Here is a 22,670-nt window from a genome sequence, read left to right on the forward strand (position 1 = left end):
GAACAAGCAATACAGGACTCAGAGAGTGATCGGTTTGCGGCCGGCAAACGAATGTGCCAGCGTGCCGCCATCCACCAGTTCCAGCTCACCACCCAACGGCACCCCGTGGGCGATCCGCGAAGCGATCAAACCTTTGTTGTTGAGCAACTGCGCGATGTAATGCGCCGTCGCCTCACCCTCAACTGTCGGGTTGGTGGCCAGAATAACCTCGGTAAACGTCCCCGCCTCTTCGATCCGCGTCATCAGCTGCGGAATGCCGATCGCCTCAGGTCCGAGCCCATCCAGCGGTGACAAATGCCCCTTGAGCACAAAGTAGCGCCCACGGAAACCGGTCTGCTCGACCGCATACACGTCCATCGGCCCTTCGACCACGCACAGCAGCGTGTCATCGCGGCGAGTATCGGCGCACTGCGGGCACAGATCGTCTTCGGTCAGCGTGCGGCACTGGCGGCAGTGACCGACCCCTTCCATGGCCTGACTCAAGGATTGAGCCAGACGCAGACCGCCGCTGCGGTCACGTTCGAGCAACTGCAACGCCATGCGCTGGGCAGTTTTCTGACCGACACCCGGCAGAATTCGCAGGGAGTCGATCAGTTGGCGAATCAAAGGGCTGAAGCTCATGGGTAAAAAGTCCGACAAAACAACGAGACGCGGTTTATACCCGCGCCTCTGGCCAGCGTCAAATACTCAGTCCTGGGCGACCTTCACCACCAGTTTGCCGAAGTTGCGCCCCTCCAGCAGACCGATAAACGCCTCGGGCGCCTGCTCCAGGCCTTCGACCACGTCCTCGCGGAATTTCACCTTGCCATCGCGTACCCACGGCACCATGTGGCTGATGAATTCCGGCTGACGATCACCGTAGTCATCAAAGACGATGAAGCCCTGAATCCGCACACGCTTGGTCAACAGCGTTCGTTGCAGCATCGGCAAGCGATCCGGGCCCTTGGGCGCCTCAGAGGCGTTGTAACCGGCGATCAGCCCGCACAACGGAATGCGCGCCTTGGGATTGAGCAACGGCACGACCGCGTCGAAAACGTGCCCACCGACATTCTCGTAATAAATGTCGATGCCCTTAGGGCAAGCCTTGGCCAGTTGCTCGGCGAAATCCGCCGCCTTGTGATCGATGCAGGCATCGAAACCCAGTTCCTCGACAACGTACTTACACTTGTCGGCACCGCCCGCCACACCCACAGCGCGCAGCCCTTTGATCCTGGCCACTTGCCCGACCACCGAGCCAACCGCGCCCGACGCTGCCGCCACCACCAGGGTCTCGCCCTCTTTCGGCTGGCCGATGTCCATCAGGCCCATGTAGGCGGTCATGCCGGGCATACCGAGCACACCCAGGGCCATCGACGGGCTCGGCAGCCCGGACGGGATTGGAATGATATTGCGGCCGTCGCTGATGCTGTGGCTTTGCCAGCCTGTGGCGCCGACCACCAGATCGCCTTTATGAAATTTCGGATGCCGTGAGTCCTCGACACGGCTGACAGCACCGCCAGTCATCACTTCGCCGATTTGTACCGGTGCAGCGTAGGACGGAGCGTCGCTCATGCGTCCGCGCATGTATGGGTCCAGCGACAGGTACAGGGTCTTCAGCAGCACCTGCCCTTCTTCAAGATCCGGTAACGCTTCGCGCTCCAGACGGAAATTTTCCGGGGTCGGTGCGCCCACCGGACGCGAGGCCAGGACAAAGCGTTGGTTGAGGGTCAGAGGGTCGGACATGTCAGCGTCTCCTGTGAATGGTGAATTCAGCGGGTATAGGGAGCAGACCGTTGCAGCATGGGTGGGTTCGATGTTTCGACACTGCACGAGATTTATGTAGGAGCTGCGGCACGCTGCGATCTTTTGATTTTGCTTATAGAAGTCAGGATCAAAAGATCGCAGCCTCGTTTCACTCGACAGCTCCTACAGGGGCTGGTGTTGAACCAGCCAGAAACAAAAATGCCAGGCGCAAGGCCTGGCATTTTGTGTAGCTCATCTGCCGCCGATTGGCGAATCAGAATGGCAGTTTCATACCGGCTGGCAGGTTCATGCCGGCGGTCATGCTGCCCATTTTTTCCTGGCTGTTGGCTTCGATCTTGCGCACGGCGTCGTTGACGGCGGCGGCAACCACGGCTTCCAGCATCTCTTTGTCGTCTTCGCTCAGGCCTTCAACCAGGCTTGGGTCGATGCTCACGCTCTTGACGTCGTGACGACCGGTCATCACCACGGTGACCATATCGCCGCCGGCCTTACCGGTGACTTCGGCGTTGGCCAGTTCTTCCTGCATCTTGGCCATTTTTTCCTGCATCTGCTGCGCCTGCTTCATCAGGCCGGCCATGCCACCTTTCATCATGGGAATCACCTCAAAAGTACTTGGATCAAAACAGCGCCCGGTCACAAGACCGAGCGCCTTCAGTTATTAGCCTTGGGCGACCAAGGCGTCGACAGGTTCAATAGTATCGTGTCGCACCACCGCGCCGAACTGCTGAACCATCTGCTGGATGAACGGATCGCCGTGGATCGACTCCTCCGCCTCGCGCTGACGGTTGGCTCGGCGGCGGGACGCGGCCTGGGCCGGGGTTTCCTGCTCGGGCTTGATCAGTTCGATGGTCAGGCTCAGCGTGCGGCCGTGGAACTGGTTCAACGCATCATTGAGACGACGCTGCTGCGTGGCGTTGAACAGCGCACTGTGCGCCGGGTCGAGGTGCATCAGCCAATGGTCGCCATCAACTGCGATCAATGTGCAGTTGGCGGCGATGCTGCCGGTCATGCCGGAGATCGGCAATTTCGGGAACAACTCCAGCCACTGCAACGCCAGACCAGTGGCAGGTGCCGCCGCAGGTTCCGGCTCGGGTTCCGGTGCCGGCTCGGCCGCGTGTTCACTGGCCAGTTCGTCGAGATAGCTATAAGCCGAATCCATGTCCGGCTCGATGTAGTCTTCGTCTAGCGGCGGCTCGTCATCGAGGTCCATGCCCGGTGTTGCGGCATCGACGTCGGCGACCGACGGCTCGGGAATCGGCGCAGCGGCCCACTCCGGTGCATCCGGGACGACGCTGTCCGGGGTCGGCAGCGGCATCGGCGGCAACTCGGGCTGCTCGGCGGCGGTTTCCAGTACGGGTTCGACAGCGGGTTGCTGCGCAGGCTCGGGCTCAGGTTCAGGCTCAACCGGGTCGTTCCACGGCAGGTCGACCACCGCTTCAACCGCAACTGGCTCAGGCTCGGGTTCCGGCGCTGGTTGCGGCTCCGCCGCGATCACAGGCTCGGGAACCGGAGCAGGCGCAACCACGGGAGCTGGCACTGGTGCAGGTGTGGGTGCAACAGCCGCAGCGACTACCGGCGCAGGTTCAGGCGCGGCAGCCACGGAGTTTGCGGAATCAACTGTGGCCTGGCTGATCCCCACTGGCTTTAGCGGTTGCCTCGGCGCGTCCACCGTATCCGCCGGCCGGAAGGCCAGCATTCGCAGCAGGACCATTTCGAAACCGCCACGCGGATCCGGCGCCAGCGGCAAGTCGCGACGCCCAATCAAACCCATCTGGTAATAGAACTGCACGTCTTCGGCCGGCAAGGCATGCGCCAATGCCAACACCCGGTCACGATCACCATGGCCGTTGTCGACACCCTCCGGCAGCGCCTGAGCGATGGCCACGCGGTGCAGCACATTGAGAATTTCCGATAGCACGCCGTTCCAGTCCGGGCCTTGTTCGGCCAGGTGGCGCACGGCTTCGAGCAACGCCTTGGCATCGCCTTCGATCAACGAATGCAGCACGTCGTAGACCTGACCGTGATCCAGCGTGCCGAGCATCGCACGCACGTCTGTGGCCAGAACCTTGCCTTCACCGAATGCAATGGCCTGATCAGTCAGGCTCATGGCATCACGCATCGAACCGTCAGCAGCGCGACCGAGCAGCCACAGTGCATCGTCTTCGAATGGCACGTTTTCGGCTGTCAGCACGTGGGTCAGATGCTCAACCACACGTTCCGGCGTCATGTTCTTCAGCGAGAACTGCAAGCAACGCGACAAAATCGTTGCCGGAAGTTTCTGCGGGTCGGTGGTCGCCAGGATGAACTTGACGTACGGCGGCGGCTCTTCAAGGGTTTTCAACAGCGCATTGAAGGAATGGCTGGAAAGCATGTGCACTTCGTCGATCAGGTAGACCTTGAAGCGCCCACGGCTTGGGGCGTACTGCACGTTGTCGAGCAGTTCGCGGGTGTCTTCGACCTTGGTGCGGCTCGCGGCGTCGATCTCGATCAGGTCGACAAAGCGGCCCTCATCGATTTCACGGCACACCGAGCACTCGCCGCACGGGCTGGAAGTGATACCTGTTTCACAGTTCAGGCATTTGGCAATGATCCGCGCAATCGTGGTTTTACCCACCCCGCGCGTACCGGTGAACAGGTACGCGTGGTGCAGCCGCTGGCTGTCCAAGGCATTGATCAGAGCCTTGAGCACATGGGTCTGGCCGACCATTTCGCGGAACGAGCGCGGACGCCATTTACGTGCAAGAACCTGATAACTCATCGAAAACCGTCGCAACGAAGGAAGCTGAAGCGGCTAATGCTAGCGGAGCAAGGGCAAAATTGCATCCGGTGTCCTCGTCTAATGTGGCTAAGCTGCATGAGCAGAGGCTTTTATCGGCTCGGGATCGGGAATTACCGGAGCGTTTATGCGTTGGGCCTTGGGGGCACTACTGGGAATCAGCCTGAGCGTGACGGCAGCGGAAACCCCGCTGCGCTTCGCCATGCCCGACAGCTGGGCGATGCCCATGGTGCAATTCGAACGCGGCCGCCCGACCCAGGGCATTCTCTACGACATCATGCTCAGCCTGGCCACGCAGGTCGGCGTGCCGGCGCAATTTCACGTCCTGCCCCGCGCCCGGGTGCAGACCGCCATGGAGCACGGCGAGATTGATGTGCGCTGCTACGCCGCACAGTCATGGCTGCCGAATCAGTCGGGGGATTACATCTGGAGCATTCCGCTGCTGTTTCAGCGCGATTTGCTGATCAGCCGCCAAAGTCAGCCAGCCCATGTTGACCCGGCGAGCCTGTCGCCCCAGTCGATTGGCACCGTGCTCGGCTACACCTACCCCACCCTGCAACCGCTGTTCGATGCCAATCAACTGCACCGCGAAGATGCGCGCAATCAGGAGCAGGTGCTGGAGAAACTGCTGGCCGGGCGTTATCGCTATGCCGTGAGTAATCAGTGGACGCTGGACTGGTTCAACCAGCGCTTGATGCCCGAGCAACAACTGCAAGGGGTGGCAGTGCTGCAAGAACAGAAGGTCGGTTGCTATGTGAGGAATGACCCGAAAGTGCCAGTGCAGCGGATATTGCGCACGTTGCTGCGGATGAAAACATCGGGGGAGATTGATGAGATTATCCGGCTCTATACCGGTAGTCCTGAGAACGACCGCCAACCCCTGTAGGAGTGAGCCTGCTCGCGATAGCGGTGTATCAGCCAACACATTTTTAGCAGACAGGACGCCATCGCGAGCAGGCTCACTCCTACAGGGGATTTGTGTGAACCGTTAAATCACAAACACAAAAAAACCGCAGTGGGCGAAACCCATGCAGTTCTGTTTGAAGCGTTCGATTGTTCGTTAAGGTGGTAACCCCACCAGCCACACCCCGGCACACAATGTTCCCGCTGTGGCTGCTGCCTTCCGGCTCTGACCAGGTTCACGGGTAATCGTTGCGGGGGGACCGATGGGGTCACCATAACGACGCTTGCCTGTCGGCGAGCCGCGCCATTGTACCTATCTGAGACGAAGTTACAACCGTTCTGTCCAGATTAAAAATATGAATGCGTTCAAAGACATAAAGATCGCAGCCTGCGGCAGCTCCTGCATGGATCCGTGCACAGCCGCAGGCTGCGATCTTTTGACGTTACAGCGCCAATACTTCATCCGCTCGACCACCGGCCTGCTGGATCACCAGATGAATGAAGTGCAGCTTGGTGATCGCTGGCGCCGGCAGCACGAACGGGTAGAAATCCGGCTGGCCCATGCTGCGTGACAGTTCGTTGAGCATCCCCGCCAGTTCGATCCACGCGTTGACGAACGACAGGAACGACTCGCCACCGGGATGTTGCGGATCGTAGAGCGTGCTGGTGGGAAACGGCTGGTAATCGAAATCCATTTCCCGTGCGCTCATGCCAAAACCCAGCGCGGTGTCCACGGCGTCCATCATGTGCAGGTAGTGCGCCCAGGTTTCTGCCCAGTCTTCCCACGGGTGCATGGTCGCGTAGGCGCTGACGTACTGCTGCGGCCAGTCCAGCGGCGCGCCTTGTTGATAGTGGCGATCCAGTGCTTCGGCGTAACTGGCGCGCTCGTCGCCGAACAGGTTGCGGAATGATTCGAGCCACGGACCGTTGGCGATCAGCCGATCCCAGTAGTAATGCCCGACTTCATGGCGAAAATGCCCAAGCAGCGTGCGATACGGCTCATGCATCTGCGCCCTCACCCGCTCGCGGTGGGCGTCGTCGGCTTCTTTGATGTCGAGAGTGATCAGGCCGTTGGCGTGGCCGGTCATGGGCGCATTGCCTTCGAGGTCGACGCCGATGAAATCGAAGGCCAGCCCGGACTCTTCATCCACGGTTTTCGGGATGACCTGCAAGCCGAGGGTAATCAGTTGCGCGACCAGACGACGCTTGGCGATTTCGACCTTGCGCCAGCGCTCGGGGTTATCCGGGTCAGAAAGGTCGGGGATGGTGCGATTGAGGCTGCAGGCGACGCACAGACTGTCGTGGTCGTTGGCCGGCAGCAGCCAGTTGCACGCCGCCGGGGTGTCGAGGTTGGCGCAGCGGCGGAACAGCCCGGCGTCGGGATCGGCGTCGAGCGTCCAGGTGCCGTCCTGCGGCCCCGGCTGCAGCGAGGTCAGGCGACTTTCTTCGGCTTGATAGCCGAGCAACGCGTTGCAGGCCAGGCATTGGCTGTTGCGAAAGAACAGCGATTGGCCACAGCGGCACGGCCAGACTTTGCTGTTGCGTGAAGACTCGCCCATGAACGGCGCGACGATGCGGGAACTGAGTTGCTCGAAAAAGCGGTACATGGCGATCTCTCCCTGGGGCTTGCCAAGACTAGATCATTCCGATGACAACATCGTTCCCACCCAAAACAGCGCAAACAGGTGATAACACCATTGTGGCGAGGGGATTTATCCCCGTTGGGTTGCGAAGCGACCCCAAATCCATAAAACGCGGTAAATCAGGTGTACCGAGCCGTATGGTTTTGCGACGACTGCGTCGCCGAACGGGGATAAATCCCCTCACCACAGGGTTTTACGTCAGACCTGAAGGCCGTGGGTTTTGAGGAAGGCGATGAACGCTTCTTCGTCCATCACTTTCACACCCAGTTCATTGGCCTTGGTCAGCTTGGAACCAGCGCCCGGTCCCGCTACCACGCAGTGGGTTTTCGCCGACACCGAACCGGCGACTTTCGCGCCGAGGCTTTCCAGATGTTCCTTGGCGACATCGCGGCTCATCAATTCGACTTTGCCGGTCAGCACCCAAGTCTCGCCGGACAACGGCAAACCTTCGACGACCCTCTTCTCGCTCTGCCAATGCATGCCGAAATCGCGCAGTTGTTTCTCGGATTCTTCCGCCAGTTGCCGATTCTCAGGCAAGGCGAAAAACTCACGCACAGAGTTCGCCTGTTTCTCCGGCAGCGCCTGACGCATGTCTAGCCAGTCGGCGTTCATCACCGCTTCCAGCGAGCCAAACTTGTCCGCCAGTTTTTGCGCGCCGCCCGGGCCGACCGAAGGGATGTGCAGTTTGTCGAGGAAACCACCAAGCGTGGTGCTGGCAGCAAACTCGGCGCCCAATTCGCCTTGATCCTGAATCTGCAAACCATGGCCGAGCAGCTCAGTGATGACCTGCTGGTTATGCGCATCTTCGAAGAAGCTGTGAATCTCGTGCGCCACTTCCAGACCGACGTCCGGCAGGTAGGTCAGCACTTGCGGCAAAGCCTGCTGAACACGCTCCAGCGAACCCAGCGAGCGCGCCAGTACCTTGGCCGTCTCTTCGCCGACATCTGGAATGCCCAGCGCATAGATGAACCGCGCCAGCCCCGGCTTCTTGCTGTCTTCAATGGCCGCCAGCAGTTTATTGCTAGAGACTTCGGCAAAGCCTTCCAGATCGACGATGTCGTCGAATTTCAGCGCGTACAGATCGGCTGGCGAACTGACCAGACCTTCGTCGACCAGTTGCTCGACGCTCTTGTCGCCCAGGCCTTCGATGTCCATTGCCCGGCGCGAGACGAAGTGAATGATCGCCTGCTTCAGTTGCGCGCCACACGCCAGACGGCCGACGCAGCGATACACCGCGCCTTCGCTGACAGTTTCCTTGCCTTTGCTGCGCTTGATCAGTTGCGTGCGCTCAACGTGCGAGCCACAGACCGGGCAGCTCTCGGGGATCGCTACTGGCCGGGCGTTTTCCGGGCGGCGCTCGGTGACCACTTGCACCACTTGCGGGATCACGTCACCGGCACGACGGATGATCACCGTGTCGCCGATCATCAGGCCCAGCCGCGCAACTTCGTCCATGTTGTGCAACGTCGCATTGGCCACGGTGACACCGGCCACCTTGACCGGTTTCAGCCGCGCCACCGGCGTGACGGCGCCAGTACGGCCGACCTGGAATTCCACGTCGAGCAGCTCGGTGAGTTCTTCCATGGCCGGGAATTTATGCGCGATGGCCCAACGCGGTTCGCGGGCGCGGAAGCCCAGTTCGCGCTGATCGGCAATGCTGTTGACCTTGAACACCACACCGTCGATTTCATAGGCCAGCGAATTACGCCGTTCGCCGATGTCGCGGTAGTAATCGAGGCATTCGCCGATGCCCTTGGCCAGTTTCAGTTCGTGACTGATCGGCATGCCCCATTTCTGCAACTGCTTGAGGTTGCCAATGTGGGTGTCGGAAATATCGTGGGAGACCTGACCAATGCCGTAGCAGCAGAATTCCAGCGGACGGTTGGCGGTGATCTTCGAATCCAGCTGACGCAGGCTGCCGGCCGCAGCGTTGCGCGGGTTGGCGAAGGTCTTGCCGCCGACTTCCAGTTGCGAGGCATTAAGGCGCTCGAAACCGGCCTTGGACATGAACACTTCACCGCGCACTTCCAGCGTCGCCGGCCAGCCTTCACCATGCAGCTTCAGGGGAATGTTGCGCACGGTGCGCACATTGACGCTGATGTCTTCACCGGTGGTGCCGTCACCGCGCGTGGCGCCGCGTACCAGCACGCCATCCTGATACAACAAGCTGACAGCCAGACCATCGAGCTTCGGTTCGCAGCTGTATTCCACCGCCGCGCCGCCACCGAACAAGTCGCCGACCGGAAGATCCAGACCCTCGGTCACCCGGCGATCAAACTCGCGCATGTCGGTTTCTTCGAAGGCGTTGCCGAGACTGAGCATCGGCACTTCGTGGCGCACCTGGGTGAACGCGGTGAGCGCCACGCTGCCGACACGCTGAGTCGGCGAGTCGCTGGTGATCAGTTCCGGGTTGGCCGCTTCCAGCGCCTTGAGCTCGTGGAACAACCGGTCGTACTCGGCGTCCGGAATGCTCGGCTCGTCGAGGACGTGATAGCGGTAGTTGTGCTGATCGAGTTCAGCGCGCAGCTCTAGAATGCGGTTTTTGGCGGCGGTCATGGGTGTTCTCTCATAAAGCAAAAGAGCAGCCGAGGCTGCTCTAATTCATATATCACTGGCAGCAGAATCAAAAGATCGCAGCCTTCGGCAGCTCCTACAGAAAATCGCAATCCCTGTAGGAGTTGTCGAGTGAAACGAGGCTGCGATCTTTTGATCTTGGCCTTAACGCTTCTGGGTCAGGGCGCGGCGTTCGAATTCGACGATGCGCTGACGGTAGTGCTCGATGGTCTGCGCGGTCAGCACGCTGCGCTGATCATCTTTCAGCTCACCGTTCAGTTCCTGCGACAGCTTGCGAGCGGCGGCCACCATCACATCGAAAGCCTGCTTCGGATGACGCGGGCCTGGCAGGCCGAGGAAGAAGCTCACCGCCGGGGTGCTGAAATGGTCGATGTCGTCCAGATCGAAGATGCCCGGTTTGACCGCATTGGCCATGGAGAACAGCACTTCACCGTTGCCGGCCATGCTTTCGTGACGGTGGAAAATATCCATCTCACCGAAACGCAGACCGCTTTCCAGGATGTTCTGCAACAGCGCCGGGCCTTTGAAGCCGGCAGCGTCGCGGCAGATCACGCTGATCACCAACACTTCTTCGGCTTGCGGCTGATCCTTGTCGACTACGGCAGGCGAAGGCTTGCTGTCTTCGACGAAGTCGTCGTCACGGCTGCTGAAGCTCGGCCCGCCGTCCAGATCGAGGTCGAGGTTCAGGTCGCCCTGCGCCGGACCGTTGCTGCCACGCTTGCCACGTTTCGAACCGGATTCGCGAGGCTCGCGTGCTTCGCGGGCCGGCATGCTCACCGACGGCAGATCGTGTTCGTCCAGTTGCGGCTCTTTATGTGTGTCCAGCACACGGGCCGGGCCTAACAGCTCGGCGCCGGTGTCCTCGTCCGGCAGGTTGGACAGACTTCGGTCAAGACGGAATTTCAGTTTTCCCTTGCCGCCGCGCATACGGCGCCAGCCATCGAAAAGAATACCGGCTATCACAATGATGCCGATGACGATCAGCCACTCGCGCAGACCGATTTCCATGTAATCCCGTGCCTCTATAAAAAATGCTGAAAAATAAGGGGTTTACATTGTGCAAACCGCTTTAAAACGTGGCGCCAACTCTATGTTCTGACAGGCGTTTTGCCCACGTATACGAAAAATTGACATTAAACTAGCACGACCAAAGACAACTTTACACCGTCTGTCGAAATCGCTGCGCAAATTGTGTCGATTTGCCACTTTCATTCAAATAGTCAGCCTGTTGTCATCTTTGCGCAGCTCAGCTGCAAGTCTCGAGCTATAAGCCACAAGCTCTTCTCTTGCAGCTCGCAGCTTATCGCTCGAAGCTGCGCCGCTAGGCGTCCACCATCGCCATCGCCTCCTCGACATCCACGGCTACCAGTCGCGAGCAACCCGGCTCATGCATCGTTACACCCATCAACTGCTCAGCCATTTCCATGGCGATCTTGTTGTGGGTGATATAGATGAACTGCACGGTCTGCGACATCTCTTTGACCAAGCGTGCGTAGCGTCCAACGTTAGCGTCATCCAGCGGTGCGTCAACTTCATCGAGCATGCAGAACGGCGCCGGGTTCAACTTGAAGATGGCAAAAACCAGTGCCAGCGCGGTCAGGGCTTTTTCCCCGCCGGAGAGCAAATGGATGGTGCTGTTCTTCTTCCCTGGCGGCTGCGCCATGATCGTTACCCCTGTATCGAGTAGATCTTCGCCCGTCAGTTCCAAATACGCGCGCCCGCCACCGAAAACTTTTGGAAAAAGTGCCTGTAAACCGCCATTGATCTGATCAAAGGTATCTTTGAAACGGTTACGGGTTTCCTTGTCGATCTTGCGGATAACGTTTTCCAGGGTTTCCAGTGCTTCGACCAGATCGGCGTCCTGGGCATCCAGATAACGTTTACGCTCGGATTGTTGCGTGTATTCATCGATGGCCGCGAGGTTGATCGCGCCCAGGCGTTGAATCCGCGCATTGATCCTTTCGAGTTCTTCTTCGGCTTCGCGTTCACTGGCTTGCGCGGTCAACGTCGCGAGCACGCCATTGAGATCGTAGCCGTCTTCGAGCAATTGATCCTGCAAGGCCTTGCGGCGCACGGTCAGGGCCTGCCATTCCATGCGTTGCTGTTCGAGTTGACCACGGATCAGCTGCGATTGCTGCTCGGCCTGGGTCCGGCGCTTTTCTGCGTCGCGCAGTTCGCGGTCGGCGTCTTCCAGAGCGATCTGCGCGGTCTTCAGTTCTTCGTCGACGGTCATGCGCTTGTCGAGCAGCTCTTCGAGTTTCAGGCGCAGTTCTTCCAGCGGTGCCTCGCCCTCCTCCAGATTCAGACTCAACTGTTCGCGCTTTTCGGTCAGGCGCTCGGCCTGCATTTCCAGACGTTCCAGCGCCTGACGCGTGGAGTCGTGCTGGGCGCGCAACGAGCCGAGGCGCACGGCCAATTGGTGTGCGTGATCCTTGTGCTGACGCGCTTCCTGACGCACGCGATCGAGGCGCTCGCGCAGACTGTCGCGCTGGGCCAGGAGCATTTCGCGCTGCTCGGTGTCCAGTGCCATCGCGTCGAGGGCTTCCTGCAATTGCATGCGCGCTTCGCCGACTTGCTCGTGCTCGAGTTCGCGCTGTTCGCCGAGTTCGACCAGTTCTTCATCGAGGCGCGTACGGCGCAAGGTCAGCTGTTCGGCCTTGGCTTTGCCCGCAGACAACTGGGCTTTGAGTTCACCTTGCTGGCGCGCTTCGTCTTGCAGCAAACGACGCAAATGTTCGCGGCCGTTTTCCTGCTGACGCTGTTGCGCACGCAGGGTTTGCAGACGAGTTTCCATGGCCTCGACCGTGGCTTCTTTCTCTTCGCGCTCGAGGTGCAGCGCTTCGATTTCCTGGCCACGGGCGAGCATGCCGCTTTCCGCTTCGCTGGCCCGACGCACACGCAGGAAATGCCGACCGACCCAGTAACCGTCGCGACTGATCAGGCTTTCGCCAGCGCTCAACTGCCCGCGCAAGGCCAGCGCTTGCTCCAGGCTATCGACCGGTTTGACCTGGCCAAGCCACGGCGACAGATCGATCTGTGCATCGACCTTGTCCAGCAAGCTGCCCGCCACCCGCACGCCATCGCTGGCCGGGCTGAGCAGGCGCAAATCGCCCTGAGTGAAACCAGACAGATCGAAGCCGCTGAAGTCGTCGACCAGCACCGCTTGCAGATCGGCGCCGAGCACGGTTTCCACCGCCAGCTCCCAACCGGCCTCAACCTTCAAGCCTTCGGCCAGACGCGGACGCTCGGCGAGGTTGTGTTCCTTGAGCCATTCGGCGGTGCCGGTGCCCGGATCAAGCGCAGCTTGCTGCAAGGCCTCCAGCGATGCCAGGCGACCATTGAGCCGCTGCAAGTCACCTTGCGCCTGCTGCTGCGCGGTCAGCGCCTGCTGCAACTCCTGACGCAGTTGCTCAAGCTTTTCAACCTGCGCTTCTTCGCTGGTCTGCAAATCTTCAAGCGTCGCTTCGGATTCAGCGAGTTGCTCGTTGAGCTCCATGATCGCCGCGTCTTCAGGATCAGCCGAGAGCAGCGCGCGTTCTTCGCCGAGACGTTTCTGCCGATCGGCGAGACGCTCCATGCTGGTTTCCAACTGCTGGATGCGCGACTGCTGCACTTCGGCCTGACGGCGTGGTTCGGCGGCGGTCAGGTTGAACGTGTCCCACTGCTCCTGCCAGCCGTGCATGACGCTTTCGGAGTCTTCCAGCGCAGCGGCGGCTTCTTCGGCGGCAGCGCTGGTGACTTCCTGCTCAGGCGTGAGCATGTCCAGCTCTTCGCCGAGGGTCAGCAGCAACGTGCGATCGTGGCCCAGGTGCGATTCGGTTTCCAGACGTGCGCGTTCGGCTTCTTTCAGATCATCCTGCAACTGGCGCAGACGTTGCTGACCGTGCTGGATGCTCTGTTCGACCCGGGCGATGTCGCCGCCGACCGAATAGAAGCGCCCTTGCACCAGATTGAAGCGCTCGGACAGATCATGGTGCCCGTCGCGCAGGCGTTCGATGGCCGCGTCAGCATTACGCTGCTCGGCAACCAGCGCTTCGAAACTGATTTCCTGGGTGCCGATGATCGACTCGCGCTGGCCGACCTGATCGTTGAGATCCTGCCAGCGCAGGGCCGACAGTTGCGCCTTGAGCTGACGCTCCTCGGCCTTGAATTCCTGATACTTCTTCGCCGCTTCGGCCTGGCGGTGCAAGCGTTCGAGTTGACGCTCGAGTTCGTCGCGCAGGTCGGTCAGGCGGGCAAGGTTTTCGTGGGTGCGGCGGATGCGGTTTTCAGTCTCGCGCCGGCGCTCCTTGTACTTGGAAATGCCCGCCGCTTCTTCGATGAAGTTGCGCAGGTCTTCGGGCTTGGATTCGATCAGCTTGGAGATCATCCCCTGCTCGATGATCGAGTAGCTGCGCGGGCCGAGGCCGGTGCCGAGGAAGATATCGGTGATGTCGCGACGACGGCATTTGGTGCCGTTGAGGTAATAAGTAGTCTGGCTGTCGCGGGTCACTTTGCGGCGAATGGAAATCTCCGCGTAGGCCGCGTATTCGCCCAGCAGCGTGCCATCGGAGTTGTCGAAGACCAACTCGATACTCGCCTGACTCACCGGTTTGCGGCTGGTCGATCCGTTGAAGATGACGTCGGTCATCGACTCGCCACGGAGGTTCTTCGCCGAACTTTCACCCATCACCCAGCGCACGGCGTCGATGATGTTCGACTTGCCGCAACCGTTCGGCCCGACGACCGCCGCCATGTTACTGGGGAAGTTCACCGTGGTCGGGTCGACAAAGGATTTGAATCCCGCCAGTTTGATGCACTTGAGCCGCACGCTTAGGCGACCGTCAGGGCAGACACCACCAGATCGCAGCTGCGCTGGGCGTAAGCCGTCAGCACGATGCGGATCTGCGGCAAATCACGGGCGAGCACAGCGGCCAGCAGGCGTTCGAACAGTTCGAGGAACTCGCTCATTTCCGCCTTGCGCTGTTCAAGGGCGAGAAAATACGCACGGCTCATGGCCGGTTGCAGGTTCTCCACGGTCTCTTGCAGGTACGGGTTATTGGCGAACGGATAGGCGGCGCGCATCACGCTGAAGCTGTCGTCGACAAAGCTGCGGATGTCCTGACGTTCGTAGCTCGCGGTCAGGCGCTGCTGGATCTGCACGAACGGCGCCATGTCGGACTGGACTTGCCAGCCGTTGGCCACCGAGTTGCCGAGCAAGATGTACAGCTCGCTCATCAGCGTGCACAGGCTCTGCACCTTGTGCGGCGTCAGTTCGGTGACATGCGCGCCACGGCGCGGCAGGATCGCGATCAGGTGGCGGCGTTCGAGGATCAGCAAGGCTTCGCGGACCGATCCGCGGCTGACATTGAGTGCCAGCGTGACCTTCTGCTCCTGAATGCGCTCTCCCGGCTTCATTTCGCCACGAATGATGCGTTCGGCGAGGTGGTGAGCAATTTGCTCGGCGAGGCTGTCCGGCGCCTTGAACGTCATGGTTGTCCTTCAAACTCTATCGATCTGCACAAGCGGCGCAGTGTAGCGCAAATGCACGGTCATGGCGGAGTGCCCACTCGGCGGTTTTGGCACGAATCCCGCAAAAAAGCAGGGGATCCGATGAGGGTCAATACTGAATAGACACGTTGTTGATCGACGAAACGAATTTTCCTGACCTTTAAGTCAGAAAACCATTGACCGAAAAGTCAGACCTGCTAAATTCGGTTCACGTCGGTTAACAACAATAATGAGTCTGCGAGGCCTTCCGTGATCCAGTTTTTACTTAACCAGGAACTCCGTAGCGAGCACGCCCTGGACCCGAATCTGACTGTGCTCAATTACCTGCGTGAACACGTCGGTAAATCCGGCACCAAAGAAGGTTGCGCCAGCGGCGACTGCGGCGCCTGCACCGTAGTGGTCGGCGAGTTGCAAACGGATGACGACGGTCGCGAACACATTCGCTATCGCAGCCTCAATTCGTGCCTGACGTTTGTTTCGTCACTGCACGGCAAACAACTGATCAGCGTCGAAGACCTCAAGCACAAAGGCGAGCTGCACAGCGTGCAGAAAGCCATGGTCGAGTGCCACGGCTCGCAGTGCGGTTTCTGCACCCCCGGTTTCGTCATGTCGCTGTTCGCCCTGCAAAAGAACAGCGATGCACCGGATCATGCCAAGGCCCACGAAGCGCTGGCCGGCAACCTCTGTCGCTGCACCGGCTACCGGCCGATTCTGGCGGCGGCCGAGCAATCCTGCTGCGGCAAACAACCGGATCAGTTCGACGCCCGTGAAGCGGAAACCATCGCCTGCCTGAAAGCCATCGCCCCGACCGATATCGGCGAACTGAACAGTGGCGACAAGCGCTGCCTGGTGCCGCTGACCGTCGCCGATCTGGCCGACCTCTACGACGCTTACCCACAAGCGCGCCTGCTCGCTGGCGGCACCGATCTGGCACTGGAAGTCACTCAGTTCCACCGCACCCTGCCGGTGATGATCTACGTCGGCAACGTTGCCGAAATGAAGCGCATCGACACCTTCGAAGACCGTATCGAAATCGGCGCTGCAACCGCCCTCTCCGACTGCTACGAAGCGTTGAACGCCGAGTACCCGGACTTCGGCGAACTGCTGCATCGGTTCGCCTCGCTGCAGATCCGCAATCAGGGCACCCTCGGCGGCAACATCGGCAACGCCTCGCCGATCGGTGACTCGCCACCGCTGCTGATCGCCCTCGGCGCACAGGTTGTGCTGTGCAAGGGCGAAACCCGGCGCACCCTGAACCTCGACGATTACTTCATCGACTACAAAGTCACTGCCCGCCAGGAAAGCGAGTTCATCGAAAAAATCATCGTGCCGCGCGCCACAGCCGAACAACGCTTCCGCGCGTACAAAGTCTCCAAGCGTCTGGACGACGACATCTCGGCCGTCTGCGCCGCATTCAACCTGCGCGTCGAAAACGGCGTGATCACCGATGCGCGCATGGCGTTCGGCGGCATGGCTGCGATCCCGAAACGCGCCGCCCATTGTGAAGCCGCGCTGATCGGTGCGCCGTTCAACAATGCCGTAGTCGAACGTGCCTGCGCTGCGCTGGCCGAAGATTTCACACCGCTCTCGGACTTCCGCGCCAGCAAGGAATATCGCCTGCTCAGCGCGCAGAACCTGCTGCGCAAATACTTCATCGAACTGCAAACACCGCACATCGAGACTCGGGTGACCGCTTATGTCTAATCATCACGGCGTAGAAAAAACCCAAGCTGAACTGGCCGAGTTGTTCGCCAGGGATCTGACCACCGGTGTCGGCCGCAGCGTCAAGCATGACAGCGCCGCCAAGCATGTGTCCGGTGAAGCGCAGTACATCGATGATCGCCTGGAATTTCCGAACCAGTTGCACCTGTACGCACGCATGTCGGACCGTGCCCACGCGAAAATCATCAGCATCGACACCAAGCCCTGCTACGCCTTCGAAGGCGTGCGCATCGCGATCACCCACGAAGACGTCCCCGGCCTGAAAGACATCGGTCCGCTGATGCCCGGCGATCCGCTGCTGGCCATCGACGACGTACAGTTTGTCGGTCAGCCGGTGCTGGCCGTTGCTGCGAAAGATCTGGAAACCGCACGCAAGGCCGCCATGGCCGCGATCATCGAATATGAAGATCTGGAGCCGGTGCTCGACGTGGTCGAAGCGCTGCGCAAACGCCACTTCGTGCTCGACAGCCACACTCACCAGCGCGGCGATTCCGTCTCGGCACTGGCGACGGCTGAACACCGCATTCAGGGCACGCTGCACATCGGCGGTCAGGAACACTTTTACCTGGAGACGCAAATCTCCTCGGTGATGCCGACCGAAGACGGCGGCATGATCGTCTACTGCTCGACACAGAACCCGACCGAGGTACAAAAACTGGTCGCCGAAGTGCTCGACGTGTCGATGAACAAAATCGTCGTCGACATGCGCCGCATGGGCGGTGGGTTCGGCGGCAAGGAAACTCAGGCCGCCAGCCCGGCGTGCCTGTGCGCCGTGGTCGCGCACCTCACTGGTCAGCCGACCAAGATGCGCCTGCCACGCGTCGAAGACATGCTGATGACCGGCAAGCGTCACCCGTTTTATGTCGAGTACGACGTCGGCTTCGACAGCACCGGGCGCCTGCACGGGATCAATATGGATCTGGCCGGCAACTGCGGCTGCTCGCCGGACTTGTCCGCCTCGATCGTTGACCGGGCGATGTTCCACTCGGACAACTCGTATTACCTGGGCGATGCGACCATCCACGGTCACCGCTGCAAGACCAACACCGCGTCGAACACCGCTTACCGTGGTTTCGGTGGCCCGCAAGGCATGGTCGCGATCGAAGAAGTGATGGACGCGATTGCCCGTCACCTCAACCTCGATCCGCTCGCCGTGCGCAAGGCCAACTACTACGGCAAGACCGAGCGCAACGTCACCCATTACTACCAGACCGTCGAGCACAACATGCTCGAAGAGATGACCGCCGAGCTGGAAGAAAGCAGCCAGTATCACGAGCGCCGCGAAGCGATCCGTCGCTACAACGCCAACAGCCCGATTCTGAAAAAAGGTCTGGCGCTGACGCCGGTGAAATTCGGTATTTCCTTTACCGCGAGCTTCTTGAACCAGGCCGGTGCGCTGATCCATATCTACACCGACGGCAGCATCCACCTGAACCATGGCGGCACGGAAATGGGCCAGGGTTTGAACACCAAGGTCGCGCAGGTCGTGGCCGAAGTGTTTCAGGTCGAAATCGACCGTGTGCAGATCACTGCGACCAACACCGACAAAGTGCCGAACACCTCGCCAACCGCCGCCTCCAGCGGTGCTGACTTGAACGGCAAAGCGGCGCAGAACGCGGCGGAAATCATCAAGAAACGCCTGATCGAATTCGCTGCGCGCCATTACAAGGTCAGCGACGAAGACGTCGAATTCCACAACGGTCATGTGCGCGTGCGCGACCACATCCTGACCTTTGAAGCGCTGATCCAGCAGGCGTATTTCAATCAGGTGTCGCTGTCGAGCACCGGTTTCTACAAGACCCCGAAAATCTTCTACGACCGCAGCCAGGCCCGTGGCCGTCCGTTCTACTACTTCGCCTTCGGCGCGGCGTGCTGCGAAGTGATCGTCGACACGTTGACCGGCGAATACAAAATGCTGCGTACCGACATTCTTCACGACGTCGGCGCCTCACTGAACCCGTCCATCGACATCGGTCAGGTCGAGGGCGGTTTCATCCAGGGCATGGGCTGGCTGACCATGGAAGAGCTGGTCTGGAACAACAAAGGCAAGCTGATGACCAACGGCCCGGCCAGCTACAAGATCCCGGCCGTGGCGGACATGCCGCTCGACCTGCGGGTGAAGCTGGTGGAAAACCGCAAGAACCCGGAAGACACGGTGTTCCATTCCAAGGCTGTCGGGGAGCCGCCGTTCATGCTCGGGATTGCGTCTTGGTGCGCGATCAAGGATGCGGTGGCGAGTCTGGGTGACTATAAGCATCAGCCGCAGATCGATGCGCCGGCGACGCCGGAGCGGGTGTTGTGGGGATGCGAACAGATGCGCCAGCTCAAAACCGTGAAAGCGGTCGAGGCTGAAACCGAGCTGGCTCCGCTCTAGGACCGAGGCGCGGCTTTCGCGAGCAGGCTCACTCCTACAGGGGAACGCATTCCAAATGTAGGAGTGAGCCTGCTCGCGAAGAGGCCCGAACAGACAACGATGTTGTAGGGGTGAACTATGTACAACTGGATCGACGCCCTCGCCGACCTGCAGAATCAGGGCGAACCCTGCGTTCTGGTGACGATCATCGAAGAACTCGGCTCGACGCCACGCAACGCCGGCTCGAAAATGGTCGTCAGCGCCCGCCAGACCTTCGACACCATCGGTGGCGGACACCTGGAATACAAAGCCATGCAGATCGCTCGCGAGATGCTCGCCAGCGGCAAGCAGGACACCCATCTGGAGCGCTTCAGCCTCGGCGCCAGCCTGGGCCAGTGCTGCGGCGGCGCCACCGTGTTGCTGTTCGAACCGATGGGCCAGGTGCAGGCGCAGATCGCCGTGTTCGGTGCCGGCCATGTCGGCCGCGCCCTGGTGCCACTGCTCGCCGGCCTGCCCTGCCGGGTACGCTGGATCGATTCGCGGGAAGAGGAATTCCCCGAACAGATTCCTCACGGCGTGCGTAAAATCGTCGCCGAAGAGCCTGTGGATGAAATCGACGACCTGCCCGTTGGCAGCTACTGCATCGTCATGACCCACAATCATCAGCTTGATCTGGAGCTGACCGCCGCGATTCTCAAGCGCAACGATTTCACCTGGTTCGGCCTGATCGGCTCGAAGACCAAACGCGCCAAATTCGAACACCGTTTGCGTGATCGCGGTTTCGACGCCAGCGTCGTGCAACGCATGCGCTGCCCGATGGGCATCAGCGAAGTCAAAGGCAAATTGCCTGTGGAAATCGCCATCTCCATCGCCGGCGAAATCATCGCCACTTATAACGCCAATTTCGGCCAGCACACCGCCAGCGCCGAACCGATTGCCAAACTGCTGCCCGTTTCGCGCCGCAGTGAAGCCGCCAAACTCAAAGCCTCAAATTGATTAGAGAACCCTCATGCCTCTGACTCGCAAAGCCTACCGCGCCGCCATCCTGCACAGCATTGCCGACCCTGCCGAAGTGGGGATCGAAGCCTCCTACGAATATTTCGAGGACGGCCTGCTGGTGGTCGATGACGGCAAGATCAGCGCCCTCGGGCACGCCAGCGAACTGCTGCCGACGCTGCCGGCGGACATCGAAATCGAGCATTACCAGGATGCGCTGATCACCCCGGGCTTCATCGACACCCACATCCACCTGCCGCAAACCGGCATGGTCGGCGCCTATGGCGAGCAACTGCTGGACTGGCTGAACACCTACACCTTCCCGTGCGAAAGTCAGTTCGGCGACAAGAAGCACGCCGACGATGTCGCGGATATTTTCATCAAGGAACTGCTGCGCAACGGCACCACCACTGCGCTGGTGTTCGGCAGCGTGCACCCGCAATCGGTGAACTCGTTCTTTGAGGCGGCCGAGAAGCTTGATCTGCGGATGATCGCCGGCAAGGTGATGATGGACCGCAATGCGCCGGACTATCTGACCGACACCGCCGAGTCCAGCTACGTCGAGAGCAAGGCGCTGATCGAGCGTTGGCACGGCAAGGGTCGTCTGCACTACGCGGTCACCCCGCGCTTCGCACCGACCAGCACCCCGGAACAACTGACCCTCGCCGGGCAACTGCTGACGGAATATCCGGATCTGTACATGCAGACCCACATCAGCGAAAACCTCAAGGAAATCGAGTGGGTCAAGGAGCTGTTCCCGGAACGCAAGGGCTACCTCGACGTTTACGACCACTACAAGTTGCTCGGCGAGCGCTCGGTATTCGCCCACGGCGTGCACCTGTGCGATGACGAATGTGCGCGGTTGGCGGAGACCGGGTCGGCCATTTCGTTCTGCCCGACTTCGAACCTCTTCCTCGGCAGCGGATTGTTCAATCTGCCGATGGCCGAGAAGCACAAAGTGAATGTCGGCCTGGGTACTGACGTCGGTGGCGGCACCAGTTTCTCGCTGCTGCAGACGCTGAACGAAGCGTACAAAGTGATGCAGTTGCAGGGTGCGCGCCTGAGTCCGTTCAAGTCACTGTATCTGGCGACGCTGGGCGGTGCACGAGCGCTGCGTCTGGAAGAAAAGATCGGCAACCTGCAACCGGGTTCCGACGCTGACTTCCTGGTGCTGGATTACAACGCCACGCCGCTGCTGAGCTATCGCTTGAAGCAGGCCAACAACATAGCCGAGACGTTGTTTGTGTTGATGACGCTGGGGGATGACCGCACGGTGCAGCAGACTTATGCGGCGGGTGCGTTGGTGCATCAGCGCTGATTCTTCCCAAGGCATAAAAAAATCCCCCGGTACTTTTCAGTCCGGGGGATTTTTATTGCCTGTCAGATTGCTATCGCGAGCAGGCTCACTCCTACAGTTGATCTTTGTTGTTCACAAATCTTGTGTTCACCGAGATCCAGTGTAGGAGTGAGCCTCCTCGCGATTGGAACGACTCGGTCTACTTTAAAGCTTGGCCGCAGGGCGCCCCGGCTTCTTGGTCTGCAACAAATGCGAGAACACCGCATGCAGATCGTCCGACGCCCCTTCCTCATCGAGGTTGAGCTTGCTGTCGATGTGATCCATGTGATGCATCATCAGGTTCACTGCCAGCTCGCCGTCGCGCTTCTCGATCGCGTCGATCAACTGGGTGTGCTCGTCATAGGAACAATGCGAGCGGTTGCCGCTTTCATACTGGGCGATGATCAGCGAAGTCTGCGAAACCAGGCTGCGCTGGAAGCTGATCAAAGGGGCGTTTTTCGCCGCTTCGGCGAGTTTCAGGTGAAACTCACCCGACAGACGAATGCCGGCGCCACGATCACCGCGCGAGAAACTGTCGCGCTCATCGTTGACCATCTGACGCAGTTCGGCGATCTGTTCGGCGGTGGCGTGCAGCACGGCCAGTTCAGTGATCGCGCGCTCGACCAGACGGCGGGCCATGAACACCTGGCGCGCTTCTTCAACGCTCGGGCTGGCAACGACGGCGCCACGGTTCGGCCGCAACAGCACGACGCCTTCATGGGCCAGACGCGACAGGGCGCGGCGAATGATGGTGCGGCTGACCCCGAAAATTTCCCCCAGCGCTTCTTCGCTCAACTTGGTGCCGGGCGCCAGACGCTGTTCGAGGATGGCCTCGAAGATATGCGCGTAGACAATATCGTCCTGGGTTCCGCTACGGCCGGCTTTGCCTGCTCGCGGTTGTTTCTTGAGGGGTTGCAACTGTTCGTTCATGGGCACTCGAGTCGGGAGAACTGCGGCGAATAGACCGTGACTGTAATACGGCACAGTAGGTCGCTGGCAAGTATCGCGTAAAAAACAGCGCGATTGTACACAATGGATGGTGGCAACACGACTGTATGGCTGTTTGTGACCACGGCTGTATTGCAACGATCCGTTACGATTGAGTTTAGGCTTGATCACAGAATCCGCCTTCAG

At 60.1% G+C, this 22,670-nt stretch carries 15 protein-coding genes and 1 other RNA gene; 5 read left to right on the forward strand and 11 right to left on the reverse strand.

Translation table 11 applies throughout. The features are described 5' to 3' along the window. Positions 1-18 precede the first annotated feature (18 nt). The 4 genes from recR to dnaX form a co-directional block, all read right to left on the reverse strand. Entirely contained in the window at positions 19-621 is a 603-nt protein-coding gene (gene recR, locus JFT86_RS26990) for a recombination mediator RecR (RefSeq protein ID WP_201239133.1), read from the reverse strand. Between the two features lie 66 nt (positions 622-687). Further along, the gene (locus tag JFT86_RS26995; protein ID WP_201239134.1) at positions 688-1,722 is read right to left on the reverse strand and encodes an NADP-dependent oxidoreductase; all 1,035 of its coding nucleotides are present in this window, start codon (positions 1,720-1,722) and stop codon (positions 688-690) included. Positions 1,723-1,996: 274 nt separating this feature from the next. Further along, on the reverse strand, positions 1,997-2,335 hold the full coding sequence (locus JFT86_RS27000) for a YbaB/EbfC family nucleoid-associated protein (protein WP_003223337.1): 339 nt from the start codon (positions 2,333-2,335) through the stop codon (positions 1,997-1,999). Between the two features lie 66 nt (positions 2,336-2,401). Next, positions 2,402-4,501, reverse strand: a complete 2,100-nt coding sequence (gene dnaX / locus JFT86_RS27005; RefSeq protein ID WP_201239135.1) for a DNA polymerase III subunit gamma/tau — start codon at positions 4,499-4,501, stop codon at positions 2,402-2,404. A 145-nt stretch (positions 4,502-4,646) separates the two neighbouring features. Here dnaX and JFT86_RS27010 point away from each other — a divergent pair, with 145 nt between their 5' ends. Further along, positions 4,647-5,405, forward strand: coding sequence for a transporter substrate-binding domain-containing protein (locus JFT86_RS27010; RefSeq protein WP_201239136.1), 759 nt, complete (start codon positions 4,647-4,649; stop codon positions 5,403-5,405). Between the two features lie 186 nt (positions 5,406-5,591). Here JFT86_RS27010 and ffs read toward each other — a convergent pair. The 6 genes from ffs to JFT86_RS27040 all read right to left on the reverse strand — a co-directional run bounded on the left by ffs (position 5,592) and on the right by JFT86_RS27040 (position 15,111). Then, an RNA gene (gene ffs / locus JFT86_RS27015) (signal recognition particle sRNA small type) lies at positions 5,592-5,688 on the reverse strand. A 177-nt stretch (positions 5,689-5,865) separates the two neighbouring features. Beyond that, complete coding sequence (locus tag JFT86_RS27020; protein WP_201239137.1) at positions 5,866-7,029, reverse strand: putative zinc-binding metallopeptidase; 1,164 nt, start codon at positions 7,027-7,029, stop codon at positions 5,866-5,868. Positions 7,030-7,263: 234 nt separating this feature from the next. Next, positions 7,264-9,621 carry an NAD-dependent DNA ligase LigA gene (gene ligA / locus JFT86_RS27025; protein ID WP_201239138.1) on the reverse strand — a complete coding sequence of 786 codons (2,358 nt, stop codon included), beginning with the start codon at positions 9,619-9,621 and terminating at the stop codon, positions 7,264-7,266. A gap of 162 nt (positions 9,622-9,783) precedes the next feature. Beyond that, a complete protein-coding gene (gene zipA / locus JFT86_RS27030) occupies positions 9,784-10,647 on the reverse strand; it encodes a cell division protein ZipA (RefSeq protein WP_201239139.1) in 864 nt (287 codons plus the stop codon). Between the two features lie 313 nt (positions 10,648-10,960). After that, positions 10,961-14,449, reverse strand: coding sequence for a chromosome segregation protein SMC (gene smc, locus JFT86_RS27035; RefSeq protein WP_201239140.1), 3,489 nt, complete (start codon positions 14,447-14,449; stop codon positions 10,961-10,963). 2 nt (positions 14,450-14,451) lie between these two features. Continuing rightward, positions 14,452-15,111 carry a GntR family transcriptional regulator gene (locus JFT86_RS27040; RefSeq protein ID WP_103303891.1) on the reverse strand — a complete coding sequence of 220 codons (660 nt, stop codon included), beginning with the start codon at positions 15,109-15,111 and terminating at the stop codon, positions 14,452-14,454. Positions 15,112-15,378: 267 nt separating this feature from the next. On the opposite strand from JFT86_RS27040, the gene xdhA reads away from it, so the two are divergent. The 4 genes from xdhA to guaD all read left to right on the forward strand — a co-directional run bounded on the left by xdhA (position 15,379) and on the right by guaD (position 21,518). Further along, the gene (gene xdhA, locus JFT86_RS27045; protein WP_201239141.1) at positions 15,379-16,833 is read left to right on the forward strand and encodes a xanthine dehydrogenase small subunit; all 1,455 of its coding nucleotides are present in this window, start codon (positions 15,379-15,381) and stop codon (positions 16,831-16,833) included. Continuing rightward, the gene (gene xdhB / locus JFT86_RS27050) at positions 16,826-19,225 is read left to right on the forward strand and encodes a xanthine dehydrogenase molybdopterin binding subunit (RefSeq protein WP_201239142.1); all 2,400 of its coding nucleotides are present in this window, start codon (positions 16,826-16,828) and stop codon (positions 19,223-19,225) included. Before xdhA ends, xdhB begins: the two co-directional genes overlap by 8 nt. 117 nt (positions 19,226-19,342) lie before the next feature. Then, positions 19,343-20,200, forward strand: coding sequence for a xanthine dehydrogenase accessory protein XdhC (gene xdhC / locus JFT86_RS27055; RefSeq protein ID WP_201239143.1), 858 nt, complete (start codon positions 19,343-19,345; stop codon positions 20,198-20,200). A gap of 13 nt (positions 20,201-20,213) precedes the next feature. Then, complete coding sequence (gene guaD / locus JFT86_RS27060; RefSeq protein WP_201239144.1) at positions 20,214-21,518, forward strand: guanine deaminase; 1,305 nt, start codon at positions 20,214-20,216, stop codon at positions 21,516-21,518. 183 nt (positions 21,519-21,701) lie between these two features. Here the strand turns inward: guaD and JFT86_RS27065 are convergent, their stop codons facing one another. Beyond that, positions 21,702-22,466, reverse strand: coding sequence for a GntR family transcriptional regulator (locus tag JFT86_RS27065; protein WP_103303886.1), 765 nt, complete (start codon positions 22,464-22,466; stop codon positions 21,702-21,704). Positions 22,467-22,670 lie beyond the last annotated feature (204 nt).

The organism is Pseudomonas sp. TH06 (assembly GCF_016651305.1).
In the GTDB taxonomy this organism is placed as follows: Bacteria; Pseudomonadota; Gammaproteobacteria; order Pseudomonadales; family Pseudomonadaceae; genus Aquipseudomonas.

Coding starts and splice junctions, on each gene's coding strand:
- recR (WP_201239133.1), bottom strand. CDS start 621: ATGAGCTTCAGCCCTTTGATTCGCCAACTGATCGACTCCCTGCGAATT.
- JFT86_RS26995 (WP_201239134.1), bottom strand. CDS start 1,722: ATGTCCGACCCTCTGACCCTCAACCAACGCTTTGTCCTGGCCTCGCGT.
- JFT86_RS27000 (WP_003223337.1), bottom strand. CDS start 2,335: ATGATGAAAGGTGGCATGGCCGGCCTGATGAAGCAGGCGCAGCAGATG.
- dnaX (WP_201239135.1), bottom strand. CDS start 4,501: ATGAGTTATCAGGTTCTTGCACGTAAATGGCGTCCGCGCTCGTTCCGC.
- JFT86_RS27010 (WP_201239136.1), top strand. CDS start 4,647: ATGCGTTGGGCCTTGGGGGCACTACTGGGAATCAGCCTGAGCGTGACG.
- JFT86_RS27020 (WP_201239137.1), bottom strand. CDS start 7,029: ATGTACCGCTTTTTCGAGCAACTCAGTTCCCGCATCGTCGCGCCGTTC.
- ligA (WP_201239138.1), bottom strand. CDS start 9,621: ATGACCGCCGCCAAAAACCGCATTCTAGAGCTGCGCGCTGAACTCGAT.
- zipA (WP_201239139.1), bottom strand. CDS start 10,647: ATGGAAATCGGTCTGCGCGAGTGGCTGATCGTCATCGGCATCATTGTG.
- JFT86_RS27040 (WP_103303891.1), bottom strand. CDS start 15,111: ATGACGTTCAAGGCGCCGGACAGCCTCGCCGAGCAAATTGCTCACCAC.
- xdhB (WP_201239142.1), top strand. CDS start 16,826: ATGTCTAATCATCACGGCGTAGAAAAAACCCAAGCTGAACTGGCCGAG.
- xdhC (WP_201239143.1), top strand. CDS start 19,343: ATGTACAACTGGATCGACGCCCTCGCCGACCTGCAGAATCAGGGCGAA.
- guaD (WP_201239144.1), top strand. CDS start 20,214: ATGCCTCTGACTCGCAAAGCCTACCGCGCCGCCATCCTGCACAGCATT.
- JFT86_RS27065 (WP_103303886.1), bottom strand. CDS start 22,466: ATGAACGAACAGTTGCAACCCCTCAAGAAACAACCGCGAGCAGGCAAA.